The sequence below is a fragment of the Devosia rhodophyticola genome, from assembly GCF_028816475.1.
GTDB classification, from domain to species: Bacteria; Pseudomonadota; Alphaproteobacteria; order Rhizobiales; family Devosiaceae; genus Devosia; species Devosia rhodophyticola.
In genome coordinates, this window is the sequence record NZ_CP118247.1 from 2,478,168 (window position 1) to 2,496,640 (window position 18,473).

13 protein-coding genes are annotated in these 18,473 nt (G+C 57.1%); 11 read left to right on the forward strand and 2 right to left on the reverse strand.

Translation table 11 applies throughout. The features are described from left to right. Nucleotide 1: 1 nt before the first annotated feature. From xdhA to PSQ90_RS12165, 10 genes are all read left to right on the forward strand, one after another. The gene (xdhA, locus tag PSQ90_RS12120; RefSeq protein WP_282210553.1) at nucleotides 2-1,525 is read left to right on the forward strand and encodes a xanthine dehydrogenase small subunit; all 1,524 of its coding nucleotides are present in this window, start codon (nucleotides 2-4) and stop codon (nucleotides 1,523-1,525) included. Then, nucleotides 1,467-3,794 (forward strand): xanthine dehydrogenase molybdopterin binding subunit, encoded by a 2,328-nt coding sequence (gene xdhB, locus PSQ90_RS12125; RefSeq protein WP_282210554.1) that lies wholly within the window; start codon nucleotides 1,467-1,469, stop codon nucleotides 3,792-3,794. Before xdhA ends, xdhB begins: the two co-directional genes overlap by 59 nt. Beyond that, a complete protein-coding gene (xdhC, locus tag PSQ90_RS12130) occupies nucleotides 3,791-4,657 on the forward strand; it encodes a xanthine dehydrogenase accessory protein XdhC (protein WP_282210555.1) in 867 nt (288 codons plus the stop codon). Before xdhB ends, xdhC begins: the two co-directional genes overlap by 4 nt. Further along, a complete protein-coding gene (locus tag PSQ90_RS12135; protein WP_282210556.1) occupies nucleotides 4,644-6,194 on the forward strand; it encodes an ABC transporter ATP-binding protein in 1,551 nt (516 codons plus the stop codon). Before xdhC ends, PSQ90_RS12135 begins: the two co-directional genes overlap by 14 nt. Further along, complete coding sequence (locus PSQ90_RS12140; RefSeq protein WP_282210557.1) at nucleotides 6,178-7,263, forward strand: ABC transporter permease; 1,086 nt, start codon at nucleotides 6,178-6,180, stop codon at nucleotides 7,261-7,263. Before PSQ90_RS12135 ends, PSQ90_RS12140 begins: the two co-directional genes overlap by 17 nt. Then, nucleotides 7,260-8,189, forward strand: a complete 930-nt coding sequence (locus PSQ90_RS12145; RefSeq protein WP_282210558.1) for an ABC transporter permease — start codon at nucleotides 7,260-7,262, stop codon at nucleotides 8,187-8,189. Before PSQ90_RS12140 ends, PSQ90_RS12145 begins: the two co-directional genes overlap by 4 nt. 21 nt (nucleotides 8,190-8,210) lie before the next feature. After that, nucleotides 8,211-9,290, forward strand: coding sequence for a BMP family ABC transporter substrate-binding protein (locus PSQ90_RS12150; RefSeq protein ID WP_282210559.1), 1,080 nt, complete (start codon nucleotides 8,211-8,213; stop codon nucleotides 9,288-9,290). Between the two features lie 103 nt (nucleotides 9,291-9,393). Further along, a complete protein-coding gene (locus tag PSQ90_RS12155) occupies nucleotides 9,394-10,620 on the forward strand; it encodes a urate hydroxylase PuuD (RefSeq protein WP_282210560.1) in 1,227 nt (408 codons plus the stop codon). After that, nucleotides 10,617-11,927, forward strand: coding sequence for a guanine deaminase (gene guaD / locus PSQ90_RS12160; protein WP_282210561.1), 1,311 nt, complete (start codon nucleotides 10,617-10,619; stop codon nucleotides 11,925-11,927). Before PSQ90_RS12155 ends, guaD begins: the two co-directional genes overlap by 4 nt. 33 nt (nucleotides 11,928-11,960) lie before the next feature. Continuing rightward, the gene (locus PSQ90_RS12165) at nucleotides 11,961-14,141 is read left to right on the forward strand and encodes a malate synthase G (RefSeq protein ID WP_282210562.1); all 2,181 of its coding nucleotides are present in this window, start codon (nucleotides 11,961-11,963) and stop codon (nucleotides 14,139-14,141) included. Here the strand turns inward: PSQ90_RS12165 and ade are convergent. Continuing rightward, nucleotides 14,138-15,847 (reverse strand): adenine deaminase, encoded by a 1,710-nt coding sequence (gene ade, locus PSQ90_RS12170; protein WP_282210563.1) that lies wholly within the window; start codon nucleotides 15,845-15,847, stop codon nucleotides 14,138-14,140. The two genes, PSQ90_RS12165 and ade, sit on opposite strands and share 4 nt — an antisense overlap. A gap of 113 nt (nucleotides 15,848-15,960) precedes the next feature. On the opposite strand from ade, the gene PSQ90_RS12175 reads away from it, so the two are divergent. Then, on the forward strand, nucleotides 15,961-16,128 hold the full coding sequence (locus tag PSQ90_RS12175; RefSeq protein WP_282210564.1) for a hypothetical protein: 168 nt from the start codon (nucleotides 15,961-15,963) through the stop codon (nucleotides 16,126-16,128). On the opposite strand, the gene PSQ90_RS12180 is transcribed toward PSQ90_RS12175, so the two are convergent. Further along, nucleotides 16,125-18,350, reverse strand: coding sequence for a bifunctional diguanylate cyclase/phosphodiesterase (locus PSQ90_RS12180; RefSeq protein ID WP_282210565.1), 2,226 nt, complete (start codon nucleotides 18,348-18,350; stop codon nucleotides 16,125-16,127). The genes PSQ90_RS12175 and PSQ90_RS12180 overlap by 4 nt on opposite strands. Nucleotides 18,351-18,473 lie beyond the last annotated feature (123 nt).

Here is an 18,473-nt window from a genome sequence, read left to right on the forward strand (position 1 = left end):
AATGGCAGAAGTGCGCAACGCGATCCGGTTTATCCTCAATGATGAGGATGTCACGCTGACCGAGGTCTCGCCCACAACCACATTGCTGGATTTCCTGCGACTGGAGAAACGGTTGCGCGGCTCCAAGGAAGGCTGTGCGGAAGGCGATTGCGGGGCGTGCACGGTGTTGGTGGGGCGGTTGTCGGGCGACGAAATCATTTATGATTCCGTGACGGCGTGCATACGCTTTGTCGCCAGCCTTGATGGCTGTCACGTGGTGACTGTTGAACACCTTGCCGCCAGGGATGGGACATTGCACCCGGTGCAGCAGGCGCTGGTGGATCATCACGGCAGCCAATGCGGATTTTGCACACCCGGCTTTGTGATGTCGCTTTACGCATTGTGGATGCGCAATCCAAATCCATCGACCCTGGCGATCGAGCGCGCTTTGCAGGGCAATTTGTGCCGGTGCACCGGCTATGCGCCGATTATTCGCGCGGCCAAATCGATTTCCTCATATGGTGCCCCTGAGGCGGATCCCTTGCGGGCTGAGCGCATCGCGATCAAGGCACGGGTCATTGCGCTTAATGATGGCGCGCGGGTCGAATTGGGCGAGGGCAGCGAGAAGGTCATTGTCCCGGCACATCTGGATGATTTTGCCGAACTCTATGCAGAAATGCCTTCGGCGCGGATTGTTGCTGGCTCAACCGATGTCGGTTTGTGGGTGACCAAGTTCATGCGCGACATTGGGCCTGCCATCTATATTGGCAACATACCCGAGTTGCGACGGATAGCGGAAAACGACAGCGAAGTTCGGTTTTATGCTGGCGTTACCTATTCAGAGGCGTTGCCCGTCATCGAGAACTATTTTCCGCAGTTGGGTGAATTGTGGAACCGGTTTGCAGGCGAACAGGTGCGGAATATGGGCACGATTGGCGGCAATATTGCCAATGGATCACCGATTGGGGACACGCCACCGCCACTGATCGCCCTGGGTGCGAAGTTGCACCTGCGGCAGGGGGAACACCGGCGCGAAATAAAGCTGGAAGACTTTTTTATTGACTATGGAAAGCAGGATCGGCGGTCCGGTGAGTTCGTGGAAAGTGTGACTATCCCACATCTGCCGGTTGGTGAGCAGTTTGCCACCTACAAGATTTCTAAAAGGCGCGACGAGGATATTTCGGCGCTTTGCGGGGCTTTCCGCGTATTTGTCAATGATGCGGGACTGGTCGGCATGGTGCGGATTGCATTTGGCGGAATGGCCGCGACGCCCAAGCGCGCAAATGGGGTGGAAGCGGCGCTGGTAGGTCGGCCTTGGACGGTCGATACAATTGAAGCAGCCGTTGGTGCCTTTGCCAGCGATTTTCAACCGATCAGCGACATGCGGGCCTCGGCGGAATATCGGTTATTGGTCGCGCAAAATCTATTGCGCCGGTTTCACGCTGAAACGACTGGCATTGGCCAGCGGTTGGTGCGGGGGCTGCCTGATGAACAAGCACCCAAGCGTGCCGCGAACCCAGATGCACGAAGCTACCCGCCACGATAGTGGCCCCAAACATGTTGCCGGGGCGGCGGAGTATATTGACGATATCGTCGAACCAGCCGGAACGATGCACGCCTATCTGGGATTGTCGCAATCTGCCCATGCGCAAATTGTCGACATTGACCTGAGTGCGGTAAGAACCGCGCCGGGGGTGATTGGGGTTCTGGGAATTGAGGACATTCCCGGCCACAACGATGTCAGCCCGAGCCACAAGCATGATGAGCCGGTTTTTGCCGATGGCGTTGTGCAGTTCTGGGGGCAGCCGATGTTTGCAGTCGTGGGGGAAACCCGCGAGGCAGCGCGTCGGGCCGCACAATTGGCCAAGGTCGAGTTAAAGCCACTGCCGTTTGTGGGCGATGTTCGGACCGCGCAAGCGGCGGGCAGCAAGTTGGTGACGGAGCCTCTTAAACTGGAACGCGGCGATGTCGCTGCGGGATTGGCCGCGGCGCCGCGCCGGGTAACTGGCAACATGACCATCGGGGGGCAGGACCATTTTTACCTCGAAGGCCAGGTTGCCATGGCTATTCCGGGCGAAGATGAAGATGTGACGGTTTTTTCCTCAACCCAGCATCCCAGCGAAGTGCAGTTGATGGTGGCCAATGTGTTGGGTATTCAGCAGCATGCGGTGACCGTCAATGTGCGGCGCATGGGCGGTGGATTTGGTGGCAAGGAGACGCAGGGCAACCTGTTTGCAGCCGTTGCGGCGCTCTCCGCAAAAAAATGGAAACGCGCCTGCAAGATCCGCCCGGATCGTGACGATGACATGAGTGCCACGGGCAAGCGACACGATTTCGTTGTCGATTATGATGTCGGCTATGACGATACCGGCAAAATTCTGGCGGTTGATGCCGTCTACGGTGCACGGGCCGGATTTTCATCGGACCTGTCGGGGCCGGTGACCGATCGGGCGCTGTTCCATGCCGATAATGCCTATTGGTATCCCGCTGTCCGGGTGCGATCAGAGCCGCTCTATACCAATACTGTTTCCAATACGGCGTTTCGAGGATTTGGTGGGCCGCAGGGCATGCTGGCAGCGGAGCGGTGGATTGAGGACATTGCCTATGCGCTGGATCGTGATCCGCTCGACATTCGCAAGGCCAATTTTTACGGCACTGACGACAACAATATAACGCCCTACCACCAGACGGTTGGCGACAATATCGTTCACCGCATCGTCGATGAACTGGAACAATCCTCCGACTATCAGGCGCGCCGGAAGGCGGTCAAAGCCCATAATGAGAGCAGTAATGTGCTCAAGAAGGGCATTGCCCTGACGACGGTCAAGTTCGGCATCTCGTTTACGGCTACCTGGTTCAACCAGGCGGGCGCGCTGGTGCATGTTTATAAGGACGGCTCGATCCATTTAAGCCACGGCGGCACCGAAATGGGGCAGGGGCTTTTCATCAAGGTTGCCCAGGTTCTGGCCGACGCTTTTGGGGTTGGGCTGGATGCCATCAAGATCATGGCGACATCGACCGGCAAGGTTCCCAACACGTCGGCGACTGCGGCGTCTTCCGGGTCTGACCTCAATGGCATGGCGGCCTATGATGCGGCGCGCCAGATCAAGGAGCGGCTGGTGGTGCACGCCGCCAAGATCTATCAATGCGCCGAGGAGGCAGTGCTCTGGGTGCCGGGGGGTGTTCAGGCGGGCGACGAGTTTGTGCCATTTAATTCATTGGTTGCCTCGGCCTATCTCAGCCGGGTGCAATTGTCGGCGACCGGTTTTTACACGACGCCGAAAATTCACTGGGATCGCGCCACGGGGCGGGGGCATCCGTTTTATTACTTCGCTTATGGCGCGGCAGTTTCAGAAGTCACCATCGATACGCTGACCGGGGAATATCAGGTGGATCGGGTTGACATCTTGCACGATGTCGGCAAATCGCTGAACCCGGCGGTGGATATGGGCCAGATAGAGGGCGGCTTTATCCAGGGCATGGGCTGGCTGACCACAGAGGAGTTGGTGTGGGATGACAAGGGGCAGTTGCGTACACACGCGCCCTCGACTTACAAAATTCCATTGGCCTCTGATGTGCCGCCGATTTTCAATGTGGAACTGGCGGAATGGTCGGTTAATCCTGAGCCAACCATTGGCCGCTCTAAAGCGGTGGGTGAACCGCCGCTAATGTTGGCGATGAGCGTGGTGGAGGCGCTGTCAATGGCGGTGGCTAGCGTTGGCGAATACAGGATTGCCCCGCGGCTCGACACGCCGGTGACCCCTGAAAGAGTGCTGATGGGATGTGAACGGGTTAGGCGCGAGGCACGTGGATGATAGACAAGGCCACCGAGATCGCTGCATTTTTTGAGCACGAACCGGTTGCCGTCATGGCCCAATTGAGCGAAGTGCGCGGTTCCAGTCCCCGCGCGCAGGGCACGTTCATGCTGGTGGGGGAGACCAGTGAATTTGGCACCATTGGCGGTGGGACGCTGGAATATATGGTGTTGGATCAGGCGCGCCGACTGATCCGGAGCGGGGAGAATATGACGCGTCTCGACGTGCCGCTCGGACCTGAAATCGGTCAATGCTGCGGGGGGCGGGTTGGCGTTTCAATGGATTTGGTGACGCCCGACATTCGCGCGGCGCTGGTTACCAACGCTGCTGCGGACGACGCGGAACTGACGCCGGTTTTTGTCTTCGGGGCCGGCCATGTTGGGCGGGCTCTAGCAAAGATTCTCGATTTGCTGCCGGTCAAGGTTTGCGTCGTTGATACCCGTTCCGAGGAGTTGGCCTTGTTGCCGAGTGGGATCAAATCCAGACGCGTGGCGATGCCAGAGGCAGTTGTGCGCGAAGCGCCTATTGGGAGTGCCTTTGTTATATTGACGCACGACCATGCGCTCGACTTCCTGATCGCTCAGGAGGCGCTGAGCCGAAGCGACAGTCCTTACGTCGGCATGGTGGGCAGCAAGACAAAACGTGCGAAATTTTCGAGCTGGTACAGGGGCGAGGGGGGAAGTGTGCAAGCACTGGAGCGACTGGTTTTACCCATTGGCAATCAAGGGCTTGTGGACAAACGCCCAGAGGTTATCGCGGCGCTGGCGGCGGCCGAAATTATGGTCCATATTGGTCGATGGGAAGCAGATATAGCGGGCGTGCAAGGCACCAAACATTGGGGGGCCGCTAATGGACGCCAGTAGGCCTTTCAGGCTGGAATTAACGGGAATAACCAAGCGGTTCCCCGGCGTTGTCGCCAATGATCATGTCAGTTTTTCGGTCAAACCCGGCGAAATTCACGCGCTTCTGGGCGAGAATGGCGCGGGCAAATCCACATTGGTCAAGATGATCTACGGGATCATGCAGCCCGACGGTGGCGAGATTGGCTGGGATGGGCAAAAAGTTGTCATGTCCAACCCAAAGACGGCCCGCAAGCTGGGCATTGGCATGGTGTTTCAGCATTTTTCGCTGTTTGAGGCGATGACGGTGCTGGAAAATATTGCACTGGGTATGGACGCAAAAATACCGGCGCGCGAACTTGAAGCTGGTATTCGCAAAGTGATGGACGAATATGGGCTGGTGCTTGATCCGCATCGGGTAGTGTCGACCTTGTCGGTGGGGGAGCGTCAGCGGATCGAGATCGTGCGGGCGCTATTACTCAATCCAAAACTGCTGATCATGGACGAGCCCACATCGGTACTGACCCCGCAGGAGGTCGAGCAATTGTTCGGCGTGTTGCGCAAGTTGGCGGTCGAGGGGTGCTCGATCCTTTATATTTCCCATAAGCTGCACGAAATCAAAGCCTTGTGCCACACGGCCACAATCCTGCGGGCAGGTAAATTGGTTGATACATGCGATCCGGGCGAAGAAACATCGCGCAGCATGGCCGAAAAAATGATCGGCGCCAGTCTCAAGGACATTGTGCGGGGTGAGGGGCGCGAACTCGGCGAAGCCAAGTTTATTGTTTCGGACCTGTCTACCGGCAAGTTGGGACATTTCGATGTTGCCGTTGAAGCTGTGAGTTTTTCGGTGCGCGCGGGAGAAATTCTGGGCATTGCCGGGGTGGCCGGCAATGGGCAGAATGCCTTGCTCAATGCGCTGAGTGGGGAAATATTGGCCCATGACGCCAGTGACGTAACGCTTGATGGTCAGCCTTTGGGACGTCTGGATACAACTGGACGCCGACGGCATGGTCTATGTGCTGTGCCTGAGGAACGCAACGGCCACGCCGCCATCGGGGATTTCTCGTTGGCGGAGAATACGATTTTGACGGCTCGAGACCGCATGAGCATGGTGGTCATGGGGCTGATCAATTCGGGGGCTGCGCGCACCTATACTGGCAAGGTTATTACAGAATTTGCGGTCAAGGCGCTGGGACCAGCGGCGTTGGCGGGGTCGCTATCGGGCGGCAATTTGCAAAAATACATTATGGGGCGCGAGATACTGCAGCGGCCGAGTGTTTTGATCGTGAGCCAGCCGACGTGGGGAGTGGATGCGGGCGCTGCTGCGGCCATCCATCAGGCGTTGGTGGATCTGGCGGCGGAAGGTTCGGCGATTGTGGTGATTTCACAGGATCTGGATGAACTGCTGGCGCTGTGCGACACGATGGCGGTGATCAACAATGGACGATTGTCGCCAAGCATGCCGGTGGGTACGGTAACGGTCGAGGAGATCGGACTGCTCATGGGCGGCGTGCACGGTGAAAAGGCAGCGGAGGACACGCATGCAGTTCCGGCTTGAGAAACGGCAAGAACCAAGCCGGTTCATGCTTTATGCCACCCCGGTTGCCGCGGTGGTTCTGACAATGGTGCTGGGGGCGATCATCTTCACCACTATCGGTTTTGATGGCGTTGGTGCCGTAAGGGAAATTTTCCTGACGCCGCTGATCAATCCACTGAAATGGCAGGATCTGGCGGTCAAGGCGTCGCCGCTGATCATTATTGCGGTGGGCCTGTCCATCGGCTATCGGGCAAACGTATGGAACATCGGAGCCGAGGGGCAATATATCGTTGGGGCGCTGGCGGGCACTGGTGTGGCGTTGGCAACCTGGGAAATGACCGGTTGGTGGCTTCTGCCGCTGATGATTATTGCCGGGGTTGCCGGGGGTATGGCCTATGCTGCCGTGCCGGCACTGTTGCGGGTCAAGTTCAAGGTCAATGAGATTTTGACGACACTGATGCTGACCTATGTGTCGGTGCAGTTACTCAATTATCTGGTCCTTGGTCCGTGGATCAATCCAACCGGTTATGGGCAGGCGCAGACACGGCTGTTCAATGCAGACCAGACCTTGCCCTACATCATTCCGGGCACCATCGTGCAATTGGGCACGCCCATTGCGCTGATCGTTGCCCTGGTTGCCTGGGTCCTGATGTCCAAATCCATGTTCGGCTTCCAGATCCGGGTGGTCGGGCTTGCGCCCCATGCGGCGCGCTATGGCGGATTTTCTGAAAACCGGACGATATGGCTGGCCTTGCTTGTCGGGGGCGGTCTGGCTGGACTTGCAGGCGTTTTGGAGGTCGCGGGACCGTTCGGGCGCATGGTGCCGAGCTTTCCGACCAATTATGGCTTTACAGCCATCATTGTCGCCTTTCTCGGGCGGTTGAATCCGTTGGGTATTGTGGTCGCGGGGATTGTTCTGGCGATCACTTTTGTCGGTGGGCAGGTGGCACAAACCACCATCGGATTGCCGTTTCCTGCGGTTGGCCTGTTTCAGGCGATGATGCTGTTCTTGTTGTTGGCTGGTGACATTCTGGTGCGTTACCGGCTGCGCCGCGTTGTCCGGCTGCCAGCGGCGGGGGAAGTCGCATGAGCCCTGAATTGCTGATCGGCATTATCATAACGCTAGTGGGGGCATCGACACCCATCCTCTTTGCAGCGCTGGGTGAATTGGTGGCCGAAAAGAGCGGCGTGCTTAACCTGGGCGTCGAAGGCATGATGCTGGTGGGGGCGGTTATCTGCTTTGCGGTTACCTACAACACCGGCAATCCCTGGCTGGGCATCCTCTCGGCCGCCTTGGCTTCGGCTGCGGTTTCAATGATTTTTGCCGTGTTGACGTTGGGCCTTTCGGCCAATCAGGTGGCCACAGGACTGGCGTTGACCATATTTGGCACCGGGTTTTCGGCGTTGTTTGGACGCGCCTATACCGGCAAGCCACTGGCATTGTTCAAGTCGGTATTTCCTGATGCATTGGCCACCCATCCGCTATTGCGCGCGGTTTTTGGCTATAGCCCACTGGTCTATCTTTCGCTAGCAATGGTGGCGCTGGTCTGGTGGTTCCTGGCCAAGACGCGGGGTGGTCTTATCCTGCGTGCCGTCGGGGAAAGCGATATTTCGGCCCATTCCATGGGCTATTCGGTCATCGGTGTTCGCTATGCAGCAGTTGCCTTCGGCGGCGCGATGGCCGGTATTGGGGGAAGTTGCTTTCCGCTGATGCTGACGCCGCAATGGGTTGAAGGATTGACCGCCGGGCGCGGCTGGATTGCGCTGGCGCTGGTGGTGTTTGGCGCCTGGCGACCGATCCGCCTGTTGGGCGGTGCCTATCTGTTTGGTCTGGTAATGACCATTGAACTTTATGCAAAAGCGGGCGGCGGTATTGCCCATGTGGTGCCGTCACAATTCTGGGCGGCGCTGCCCTATCTTGCAACCATCCTCGTTCTCGTGCTGATCTCACTCAGACAATCGAGCAATACGAGTGCCCCGGCCTGCCTTGGCAAGCCGTTCCTGCCCACCAACTGATAAGTCTTTTGGGAGACCAATATGAGCATGCTTTCACGTCGTAATATTTTGAAGATCGGCGGTGCCGCCGCCGCTCTACCGTTGCTTGGCCAAGGGGCATTCGCCCAAGAGCCACTCAAAGTCGGTTTCGTCCTGATTGGCACACCCGATGACAATGGCTGGAACCATGGCCACGACATGGGCCGTGAGGCGATGGAAGAAGCGCTGGGCAGCAAAGTCACCAGTACCGTTGTGACTAATGTGGCCGAGGGCCCGGACAGCGAGCGTGTGTTCCGTGAACTGGCCCAGCAAGGCCACAAGCTGATTTTCGGCACCAGCTTCGGCTTTGGCGATTATATGCTCAAGGTCGCCAAAGAATTTCCCGATGTGAAATTCGAATGGGCCACGGGCAACGCGACTTCGCCCAATCTTTCGACCTACAACGCCAAATTCCACGAAGGCCGCGCCGTGCTGGGCACAATTGCGGGTATGATGACCGAAACCAACAAGCTGGCCTATATCGGTTCGATCCCCATTCCAGAAGTTCGCATGGGCATCAACTCGTTTGCGCTTGCCGCGCGCAAGGTCAATCCGGATGTGTCGGTCAAGGTGGTCTATATCGACAGCTGGTTTGATCCAGCCAAGGAAGCCGATGCGACCCGGGCGTTGATCGATCAGGGCGTTGATGTATTTGCTTCGCACATGGATGGTCCGGTCAGTCTGCAGATCGCTGAAGAGCGCGGTATCATTGGCGGGTTCGGTCAGGGCGCGGACATGAGTGCGTTTGCACCCAAAGCGCAGCTGACATCGATCATCGACGTTTGGGGCCCACATTACATTGAGGCTGCCCAGCAGGTTCTCGATGGCACCTGGGCGGAAAGCAGCACCTGGCCCGGCCTTAAGGAAGGCGAAGTGGTGATCGGGCCTTACAATGAGAAAATTCCAGCTGACGTTGTTGCGGCGGCTGAAAAGGTCCGCATGGGCATCATCGATGGTTCGTTGCATCCGTTCGCCGGCCCAATCATGGACAATGCCGGAACCGAGCGGGTTGCTGCAGGTGATATCATTGACGACGGCGAGTTCTGGGCTGTCGATTGGTATGCTGCGGGCGTTGAGGCGTAAGAGCCTTAATCTGCGAAACTGACTGGGGAGGCGGGGTATCGCCCGTCTCCTTTTATTTTGACGAGCGATCGGGCGCCAAGGGCGCAGCAGGCGGGGGATGGAGATGGGCGATTTTGCGATCTTTTGGGAATGGCTGAGCTTTGCCGCGCGCTGGCTGCATGTCATCACCGCTATTGCCTGGATCGGCTCGTCGTTCTATTTCATCGCGCTCGACTTGGGCCTGCGCAAAACGCCGAGCCTGCCGCCTCTGGCGCACGGGGAAGAGTGGCAGGTGCATGGGGGCGGGTTCTATCATATCCAGAAATACCTGGTGGCGCCCGAGTTCTTGCCTGAGCATTTGACCTGGTTCAAGTGGGAAAGCTACGCCACGTGGCTCTCGGGCTTCGCTCTTTTGGCCATCATCTATTACGTAGGGGCGGACCTATATCTTATTGATCGGCATGTGCTGGACGTACCGCAATGGGGGGCGGTGGCGATATCCATTGCTTCGATCATTGTGGGCTGGATCGCCTATAATGCTCTGTGCCGTTCGCCAATTGGCAAGAGTCAAAACGGGCTGATGCTGGTGTTGTTCGGCATCCTGACGGCGATGGCGTGGGCCTATACCCAAGTGTTCACCGGCCGCGCGGCAATGCTGCATATGGGCGTTTTTACTGCGACAATCATGACGGCCAATGTGGCGATGATCATCATCCCCAACCAGAAAATTGTGGTGGGTGATCTCAAGGCTGGACGGGTTCCCGATCCCAAATATGGGGCCATCGCCAAGCAGCGTTCACTGCATAATAATTACCTGACGTTGCCGGTTATCTTTTTCATGCTGTCGAGCCATTATCCATTGGCGTTTGCGACGCAGTGGAACTGGCTGATCGCCAGCCTGATCTTTCTGGTTGGTGTTGTCATCAGGCATTATTTCAACACGCGGCACGCGCGCAAAGGCAACCCGCACTGGACGTGGCTGGCGGCGGTTGTGCTGTTCCTGATTATTGCCTGGTTGTCGACGGGGCCAAAACTGGCAAACTCTGGTGGTGAGGAGGTGGCGTCTCGGGCGGCCGAACCCTTTCTGGCAGCCAGCAATTTTGCCGAGGCAAGCCTGACCGTTCAGACCCGTTGCGCCATGTGCCACACCATCGAGCCTGCCTGGGAGGGCGTTCACGAGCCGCCAAAAAATGTCATTCTGGATAACGACGTTGCCATTGCCAACCATGCCAAGGATGTGGCCATGCAGGCTGGTTTTTCTCACGCGATGCCACCGGGCAATGTTACCGATATTACCCCCGAAGAGCGCGCCCTGATCGTTGCCTGGTTCCGTGAGGGATCGGGGCAATGAGCGCCAAAATTCTGCGCGGGCGGGTGTTGAGCTTTATGCGGGAACCGCAAGGGGCCGACGATCACGAGGCCTATCAATATTTTGAAGATGGCGCCGTCACCATTTCTGACGGCAAGATCGTGGCGGTTGGACCCTTTTCAGCATCAGCAGAAGGAGAGGTAGTCGACCATCGACCGCACCTGATCATGCCCGGCTTTATCGATTTGCATTTGCATTATGTGCAGGCTCAGGTTGTTGCCTCTTACGCTGGATCACTCCTCGAGTGGCTTAATAGCTATACATTCGTTGAGGAGCAGCAGTTTGCCCATCAGGGACACGCCGGGGCGATTGCCAGCGCTTTTTTTGACGAACTGATCCGCAATGGTACGACCACGGCCGTGGCCTATTGTTCAAGCCATCCGCAATCTGTTGATGCTTTTTTTGCCGAGGCGGAAAAGCGCAACATGCTGATGGTGGGCGGCAAGGTGATGATGGATCGCAACGCGCCGGAGGCGCTATGTGACACAGCCCAGTCGAGCTACGATGATACGCGGTCCCTGATCGACCGGTGGCATGGACGGGGTCGGGCGTTTTACGCGATTTCACCGCGGTTTGCCATTACATCGACACCGGAGCAGATGGCGGCGGCGCAGACTTTGGTGAGCGAGTTCCCCGATTGTTATGTGCAAACGCATCTAAGTGAGAACGATGCTGAAATTTCGTTTTCGATGCAGCTTTATCCCGATGCCAAGGACTATACCGGTATTTATGAAGACTACGGCCTTTTGGGATCGAAGACCCTGCTTGGCCACTGCATCCATCTCAATCATCGTGAAGCGTGCGTTCTGGCCGAAACGCGGGCAGTTGCGGTTTTTTGCCCGACCTCCAATCTCTTTCTGGGGAGTGGGCTTTTTGATCGTGACCGGATGGCGGCGGATGGCGTGCGCATCGGGGTCGCAACCGATATCGGCGGGGGCACGGATTACGGCATGCTGGCGACCATGGCTGAGGGATATAAAGTGCTGCAGCTGCGTGGGCAAAGGCTCAACCCACTACAGTCATTTTACATGATGACCCTGGGCAACGCTCAGGCGTTGTCACTGGAGAGAACGATTGGCCGGGTTGCGCCGGGCAATGCCGCGGATCTGGTCGTGCTCGACGCGGGGGCAACACCGGCAATGGCGTTGAGACAAAAAACCATCGCGAGTTTAAGCGAAGAGTTGTTTTTATTACAAACGCTTGGCGATGATCGCAGTGTTGTTGAAGTCTATATTGCAGGTGAGCGTACCAAGTTTGCTTTGGAAGGCTTGGCAGACGCGTTGGCATAACCTAAAACCGGCTTAGACAACAAGGAACGTTTTATGAGTCAAGACCAGAAGCAATCCGGGCTAACCATCTCTCCCCTTCTGGTAGATTTTATTGAGAATGAGGCGTTGCCGGGGCTTTCTGTTAGCGCTGAACAGTTCTGGAACGGGTTGGCGAGCCTTGTGGCAGAACATGGCCCAACCAACGCCAGACTGCTCGCCAAGCGCGATGATATTCAGATGAAAATCGATGATTGGCACCGCAAATACGGGCCGGTCAGCGCCAATCGTCAGGGATATGAGCTGTTCTTGAAGGATATCGGCTATCTGGTGGCAGAGCCAGCCGACTTCGCTGTCGAGACCGATGGGCTTGATCCTGAAATCAGCACCTTGTGCGGTCCCCAACTTGTGGTGCCGGTGTCCAACGCGCGTTACGCGCTTAATGCCGCCAATGCACGGTGGGGCAGTCTTTATGATGCGCTTTATGGCACTGACGTAATTGAGCGTTCTGGTGATTTGAAGCCAACCAGGGAATTCAATCCTGTGCGCGGTGCCGCTGTGGTTGAGCGGGCTGCCGATTTTCTTGATGAAGCCTTTCCCCTGGCCTCTGGCAGCCACAAGGCCGTGACCTCCTATGTGGTGGCTGTGCAGGGCGGGACAGCAGCGCTTGCCATAGCGACCAGCGCCGGTCCTACGACCCTCAAGGATCAGTCAGCCTTTGTCGCCTATGCCGACAAGGGCGACAAAGCCGAGATCGTCTTGCGTCATCATGGATTGCACGTCGTTCTGGTTATCGACAAAGACAATCCAATCGGTGCCAACCATCCAGCCGGGCTGGCCGACGTGCTGATTGAAGCCGCCCTGACCACCATTCAGGATTGCGAAGATTCGGTGGCCGCGGTTGATGATGTCGATAAGGTTGGCGTTTATCGCAACTGGCTGGGCCTGATGAAGGGCGACCTCAAGGATAACTTTGAGAAGGGCGGGAAGCGAATGACCCGCACCCTGAACCCTGATCGAGAGTATCGTGGGGCTACCGGCGAGCCGCTGGTGCTCAAGGGGCGGGCGTTGTTGCTGGTGCGTAATGTCGGGCATTTGATGACGACTGGCGCGGTCAAGACCGATGCTGGCAAGCCTATAGGCGAGGGCCTTCTGGATGCCATGGTGACGGTCTTGTGCGCCATGCACGACACGCAGAACAGTCGCACTGGCGCCATCTATATCGTCAAACCCAAGATGCACGGACCTGAAGAGGTTGCGTTCGCCTGCTCCATTTTTGCGTCGGTCGAAAAGGCGCTGGGACTGAGGCCGCTAACGGTCAAAATCGGCATCATGGACGAGGAGCGACGCACGTCGGCCAATCTCAAAGCTGCAATTCATGCAGCGCGTGAGAGGGTGTTTTTCATCAATACCGGCTTTCTTGATCGGACCGGCGACGAAATCCATACCTCGATGGAAGCGGGACCCGTGTTGCGCAAGGACGAGATCAAGTCCGAGCGCTGGATCGAAGCCTACGAAGACCGCAATGTGCTGATTGGACTGGCGTGCGGACTGTCAGGCCGGGCGCAGATCGGCAAGGGCATGTGGGCACGTCCCGATGATATGGCGGCAATGATGGAAGCCAAGATTGGCCATCCGCGCGCTGGCGCCAATACGGCCTGGGTGCCTTCGCCAACGGCGGCCACGTTGCATGCCCTGCATTATCATCAAGTCGATGTGTTTGAGGCGCAGAAACGCCGGCATAACGAGGCAACGCCTGGACTTGAGGAACTGTTCTCAATGCCGGTTCAGGAACCATTCTCGCTGAGCCGTGAAGAGATCATTCGCGAGTTGGAAAACAATGCCCAGGGCATTCTTGGCTACGTTGTGCGCTGGGTGCAGCAGGGCGTTGGATGTTCCAAAGTGCCCGACATCAATGATGTCGGCTTGATGGAAGACCGCGCCACTTGCCGGATATCTTCACAGGCAGTGGCAAACTGGCTGCGCCATGGGCTGATCAGCAAGGACGAGGTGACGTCAATTTTTGAACGGATGGCGGGCGTCGTTGACGAACAAAATGCGGGTGACCCGCTTTATCGGCCGATGGCCGAAAACTTTCAATCCATAGCGTTTCTTGCCGCCCTTGATCTGGCGTTGCATGGGGCTGATCAGCCTGCCGGTTATACCGAGCCAATCCTGCACGCGCGCCGTCTCGAAGTTAAGGCCAGAGAAGCGGGCAAGCCGGCGGCGATCGCCTAGTCGACAAAGTCAAACTTGTCGACGTCGAACAATCCGCGGTCTGTCATTTTTAGATGCGGAATAACCGGCAACGCCAGAAATGCGACCTGCAGAAAGGGTTCGGGTAGCACGCACCCCAGTTGTTTGGCGGCATCGCGTAGGTCAGTGAGCTTTTCGGCAACCGTTTCGAAGGGTTCCTGGCTCATCAAACCGGCAATGGGCAGGGCCAGCTCGGCGGTTATCTTGCCGTCCTGGGCAACCGCAAATCCGCCGCCGAGGGCGATCAGCCGGTTGACCGCCAATGCCATATCCGCGTCGTTGGCACCGATGACAGTGATATTGTGGCTGTCGTGACCGACCGAGGAGGCAATGGCGCCAGTCTTTAGGCCAAAACCTGTAACGAAGCTTCGCCCGATGTTGCCGTTGCGCCCGTGACGTTCGACGACGGCCAGCTTGATGACGTCGGCTGCGAGATCTGGTTGCAGGCCCGTCTTAGTCTGTTCAAGCGTTGCGCTTTCGCGGAAGGTCAGGATTAGGCCCGGCTTTACCCCGATAACCGGAGTTTCATTGCGACCTGGCTTGGCGGGGGTATCAAAACTTGCGGGCGTTACCGCTGTCGCCTTCATCGAATCCAGACCAACCGGCAAAACGATCTCCCGGGTGTCGAATAAAGCCGGTTCGACCAATCGACCGCCCGAGATCGTGTCCGAGACGCGGCAGTCCTCAAGACTTTCCAGCAAAGCAATGTCGGCGCGCCAGCCCGGGGCGACAAGCCCGCGATCGCTTAGCCCGAAGATGCGGGCCGCTGAATGAGAAGCGGCGCGATAGACATGGTGGAGCGGTCGGCCCATGGCGATTAGGCGCCGAATGGAGCTATCGAGATGACCCTCCTCGGCAATATCCAATGGATTGCGATCATCGGTACATAGTGCCACAAAACTAGATGAGTTTTCGTCCAGAATTTCGGCGAGCGCTGTCAAATCCTTTGAAACCGAACCTTCGCGAATAAGAATCGCCATGCCTTTGGCGAGCTTTTCGCGGGCCTCGGCCGCCGTGGTTGCTTCGTGATCAGTGCGGATTCCGGCGGCCAGATAACCATTGAGTGGAAGACCGCGCAGCAGCGGAGCGTGTCCATCGATATGGCCATCCTGAAAAGCCAGCAGTTTGGCGAGAATGCCCGGATCGGCATTGAGAACACCAGGAAAATTCATCATTTCGGCCAACCCGATAACCTTTGGGTGGCTGCGGAATGGCTCAAGATCCTGGATTTCCAGCTGTGCGCCCGACGTTTCAAAGGCGGTTGCGGGCACGCAGGACGAGAGATTGACCCTAATGTCCATGATGGTCTGTTCGGCGCAATCGAGGAAGTAGCGAACGCCAGTAGCGCCCAGAACATTGGCAATTTCGTGGGGATCGCAAATGGCAGTGGTGACGCCGTGAGGCAGCACGCAGCGGTCAAATTCGAACGGGGTTACGAGCGAAGATTCAATATGCAAATGGGTATCGATAAATCCAGGGACGGCAAATCGGCCACTGCCATCGATCTGCTTCTTGCCTTCGTAGTTGGCATGGGTGCCGACAATGCGATCAGCGACAATGGCGATATCGGTTTGCGTAACAATCCCGGTAATGACGTCGAGCAGGCCGACATTGCGGATAACCAGATCGGCGGGCGCGTTGCCTTGGCCGACTGCGATCATATGGGAAAGCGTTTGGGTTGAAAGCATTGGATATCCGTTCAGTGGCAATCAGGCAAAGTCGGCCGCCAACGGGGCGGCGTCAAGTGCGGGAACTCGAGAGGGTCGGGTGTCGTTGGGATTAAGAGAACGGAGTTCAACCCATGAAAACCTACGATCCGCACAAAAGTACGAATGATGTCCGTCAGGGAAACCGGCGGAAGGCCAATATGCGTGTGCTGGTAATATCCACAGCATTGATCGTTCTGGCGTTTATCGTTCTCTATGTGATCTACACCATGACCCAACCGGGCACGACTGGCGTGGCCTAAGCGACGTTGCGGTGCGATTTGCCGCTGCCGGGGTCAGCAAATATCCGGGCAATTTCGTCGGCGGGTACCGGCCGCGAGAAGAGGTATCCCTGAAGGGTGTTGCTGCCCAACTGGATTAGAATTTCAGCCTGCTCTTCAGTTTCAACGCCTTCGGCAGTGATTTCTATATCCATGGCATGAGCAAGCGATATGATTGCCTGCACAATAGCTACCGAGGCATGACCCTTGCTGAGTTGACTGACAAACGAACGGTCAATCTTGATCCGGTCGACAGGATAGCGCCTCAGATAACTTAGCGATGAATATCCGGTGCCGAAATCATCAAGGGCGATGTGGATGCCTGAAGACCTGAAAGTGCGCAGATTTTGAGAGGAGACGTGCTCGTCATCAAGCAGGATGCTTTCGGTGATCTCTAGTTCGAGATCGGTGGCGCGCATGCCCGTTTGGTGCAGAATGTCGAATACGCGGGTGGCAAATGTGGGATTGCGTAGCTGGGTGGGCGAGATGTTGACGGCGATCGTCCGCCCCGGCCACTGGGCTCCCATTTCGCAAGCCCGGCGCAGGACAAACTCACCCAGGTCTTCGATCAGCCCGGAATTTTCGGCGACCGGGATGAACTTTGCTGGTGAAATTTTGCCGTATTTGGGATGAAGCCAGCGCGCCAATGCTTCTGCGCCGCCTATGTCGCCATTTGGCTGGGACATCAGGGGCTGGAATTCGACTGACAGTTGATCGGATTGACGCAGGGCTTCGCGCAATTCGGACTCGATGGTGCGCTGCAGTTGCAGCACTTCGTTCATGCGCTCCTCATAGACCACAGCTCGATTGCGTCCGCCTGACTTGGCTTTATAAAGTGCAATATCGGCTTTTCGCAGCATTTCGCGCGGCTCGGCGTCGCCGGCCGACGTGCTGACGATGCCAATGCTGGCGCCAATAAAGGCTTTGCCGCGCTTGGTTTCAAAGGGTGTCTGCAAGGCAGCAATGATGTTGTGGGCAATTGCCGTTGGATCGGGCGTACCCAGATAGGTCACGTGCACAACGGCAAATTCATCGCCGCCGAAGCGAGCGACAATATCATCCTCAGATAGTGTGTCGCGCAAGCGCCGTGCGACGCCGCTCAACAATTCATCGCCGGCGTGGTGGCCCATGGTGTCGTTGACCTGCTTAAAGCGGTCCAGATCGAGCATCATCAGCGTAACCTGTCCGCCATCGGTGTCGCGGCGCGCAAGCGCGTCGGCGAGATCGGCGTCAAATTTTGCGCGATTGGCCAGCCCGGTCAGCCCATCAAAATTAGCCTGATGATGAGAGAGCTGCCGTTGGGCTTCCAGCTCGTTGGTCGAGCGGCGCAGGCGGCGGGTCAGGTAGAGGACCAGAATGGCGGCAACAGCGAAGGCGCCGATCATTGCCGGGCCGGTGTGACGCAATAAATGGCTTCCGGGGCGATCTGGGGTCCACTCAAAAAATCCCTTCAGACGTCCCGCGGCGTTGATTAGTGGAAAAGCCGATTTGTCCGGATCCTGTCCATCGATACCGGTGAATCGGGCATTTTCAAACAAGGTGCCATTCATCGCCCAACTGGGGGTGGCCGTCAGCGACACCAGGCTAACGACAATGAGTTCGGTGCCAGCCTGCTGGGAAATTGTTCGTGTGTTCGACACGATTGGAGACAGACTGACAATTGCGGGTTGGCCGCCAATGACGACAATGTCGGATAATTGCAAAGGCATGTCGGATTGACCGCTGTTAAAGGGGACAAGCCCCCCTGCGGCAATCTCGTTGCGCAATTGCTGGACCAACGGCAGAACGGCGGGGGCAATCGCCGAAAATGTGTTGGTAGACACACTGTTGCCGTTCTGCATGACATAGAGCGGCTGATTTTCGGGATCCAGGAGAATGGTCCCGTCATGCCCAAAAAATGCAAACATGCATTTACCCAACTGTTGATCGACCCAGTCCGGGTTGAAGTCGAAGCGGGTATTCAGAAGGGTTTCATCGCGCATGGCGATGCTTTGCTGCTCCTTGAGGAGGCTATCCCGTCGGGCCGCAAGTACTTTGGCGGCCAGATCCGTCTGCTGGGTCATGGCGCGGCTGTCGATATTGGAGGTTGTCCAGAACACGAACCCCATTACGCCAGCCACGGCAATTACCATCGCAAGAATGGCTGGTAGCAGAACGCTGGCGGAAAGGTGCCTCGTCTGAATGGGTATATTGTTCTCGCGCATTGGCAGTTCGCATTATCTCCTGAACCCGTACTTTATCTGGACATGCTTGATGACTCCTTACCTCGCGAGAATTTTCATTCCGCTAACCTGGCAAACAGAATATTCCGTTCAACAGCGCGCGTT

Excerpts from the sequence above, each read along its gene's own strand:
- guaD (WP_282210561.1), top strand. The coding sequence starts at position 10,617 with ATGAGCGCCAAAATTCTGCGCGGGCGGGTGTTGAGCTTTATGCGGGAA.
- PSQ90_RS12145 (WP_282210558.1), top strand. The coding sequence starts at position 7,260 with ATGAGCCCTGAATTGCTGATCGGCATTATCATAACGCTAGTGGGGGCA.
- PSQ90_RS12150 (WP_282210559.1), top strand. The coding sequence starts at position 8,211 with ATGAGCATGCTTTCACGTCGTAATATTTTGAAGATCGGCGGTGCCGCC.
- xdhA (WP_282210553.1), top strand. The coding sequence starts at position 2 with ATGGCAGAAGTGCGCAACGCGATCCGGTTTATCCTCAATGATGAGGAT.
- PSQ90_RS12140 (WP_282210557.1), top strand. The coding sequence starts at position 6,178 with ATGCAGTTCCGGCTTGAGAAACGGCAAGAACCAAGCCGGTTCATGCTT.
- PSQ90_RS12155 (WP_282210560.1), top strand. The coding sequence starts at position 9,394 with ATGGGCGATTTTGCGATCTTTTGGGAATGGCTGAGCTTTGCCGCGCGC.
- xdhC (WP_282210555.1), top strand. The coding sequence starts at position 3,791 with ATGATAGACAAGGCCACCGAGATCGCTGCATTTTTTGAGCACGAACCG.
- PSQ90_RS12135 (WP_282210556.1), top strand. The coding sequence starts at position 4,644 with ATGGACGCCAGTAGGCCTTTCAGGCTGGAATTAACGGGAATAACCAAG.
- PSQ90_RS12175 (WP_282210564.1), top strand. The coding sequence starts at position 15,961 with ATGAAAACCTACGATCCGCACAAAAGTACGAATGATGTCCGTCAGGGA.
- ade (WP_282210563.1), bottom strand. The coding sequence starts at position 15,847 with ATGCTTTCAACCCAAACGCTTTCCCATATGATCGCAGTCGGCCAAGGC.
- PSQ90_RS12165 (WP_282210562.1), top strand. The coding sequence starts at position 11,961 with ATGAGTCAAGACCAGAAGCAATCCGGGCTAACCATCTCTCCCCTTCTG.
- PSQ90_RS12180 (WP_282210565.1), bottom strand. The coding sequence starts at position 18,350 with ATGCGCGAGAACAATATACCCATTCAGACGAGGCACCTTTCCGCCAGC.
- xdhB (WP_282210554.1), top strand. The coding sequence starts at position 1,467 with ATGAACAAGCACCCAAGCGTGCCGCGAACCCAGATGCACGAAGCTACC.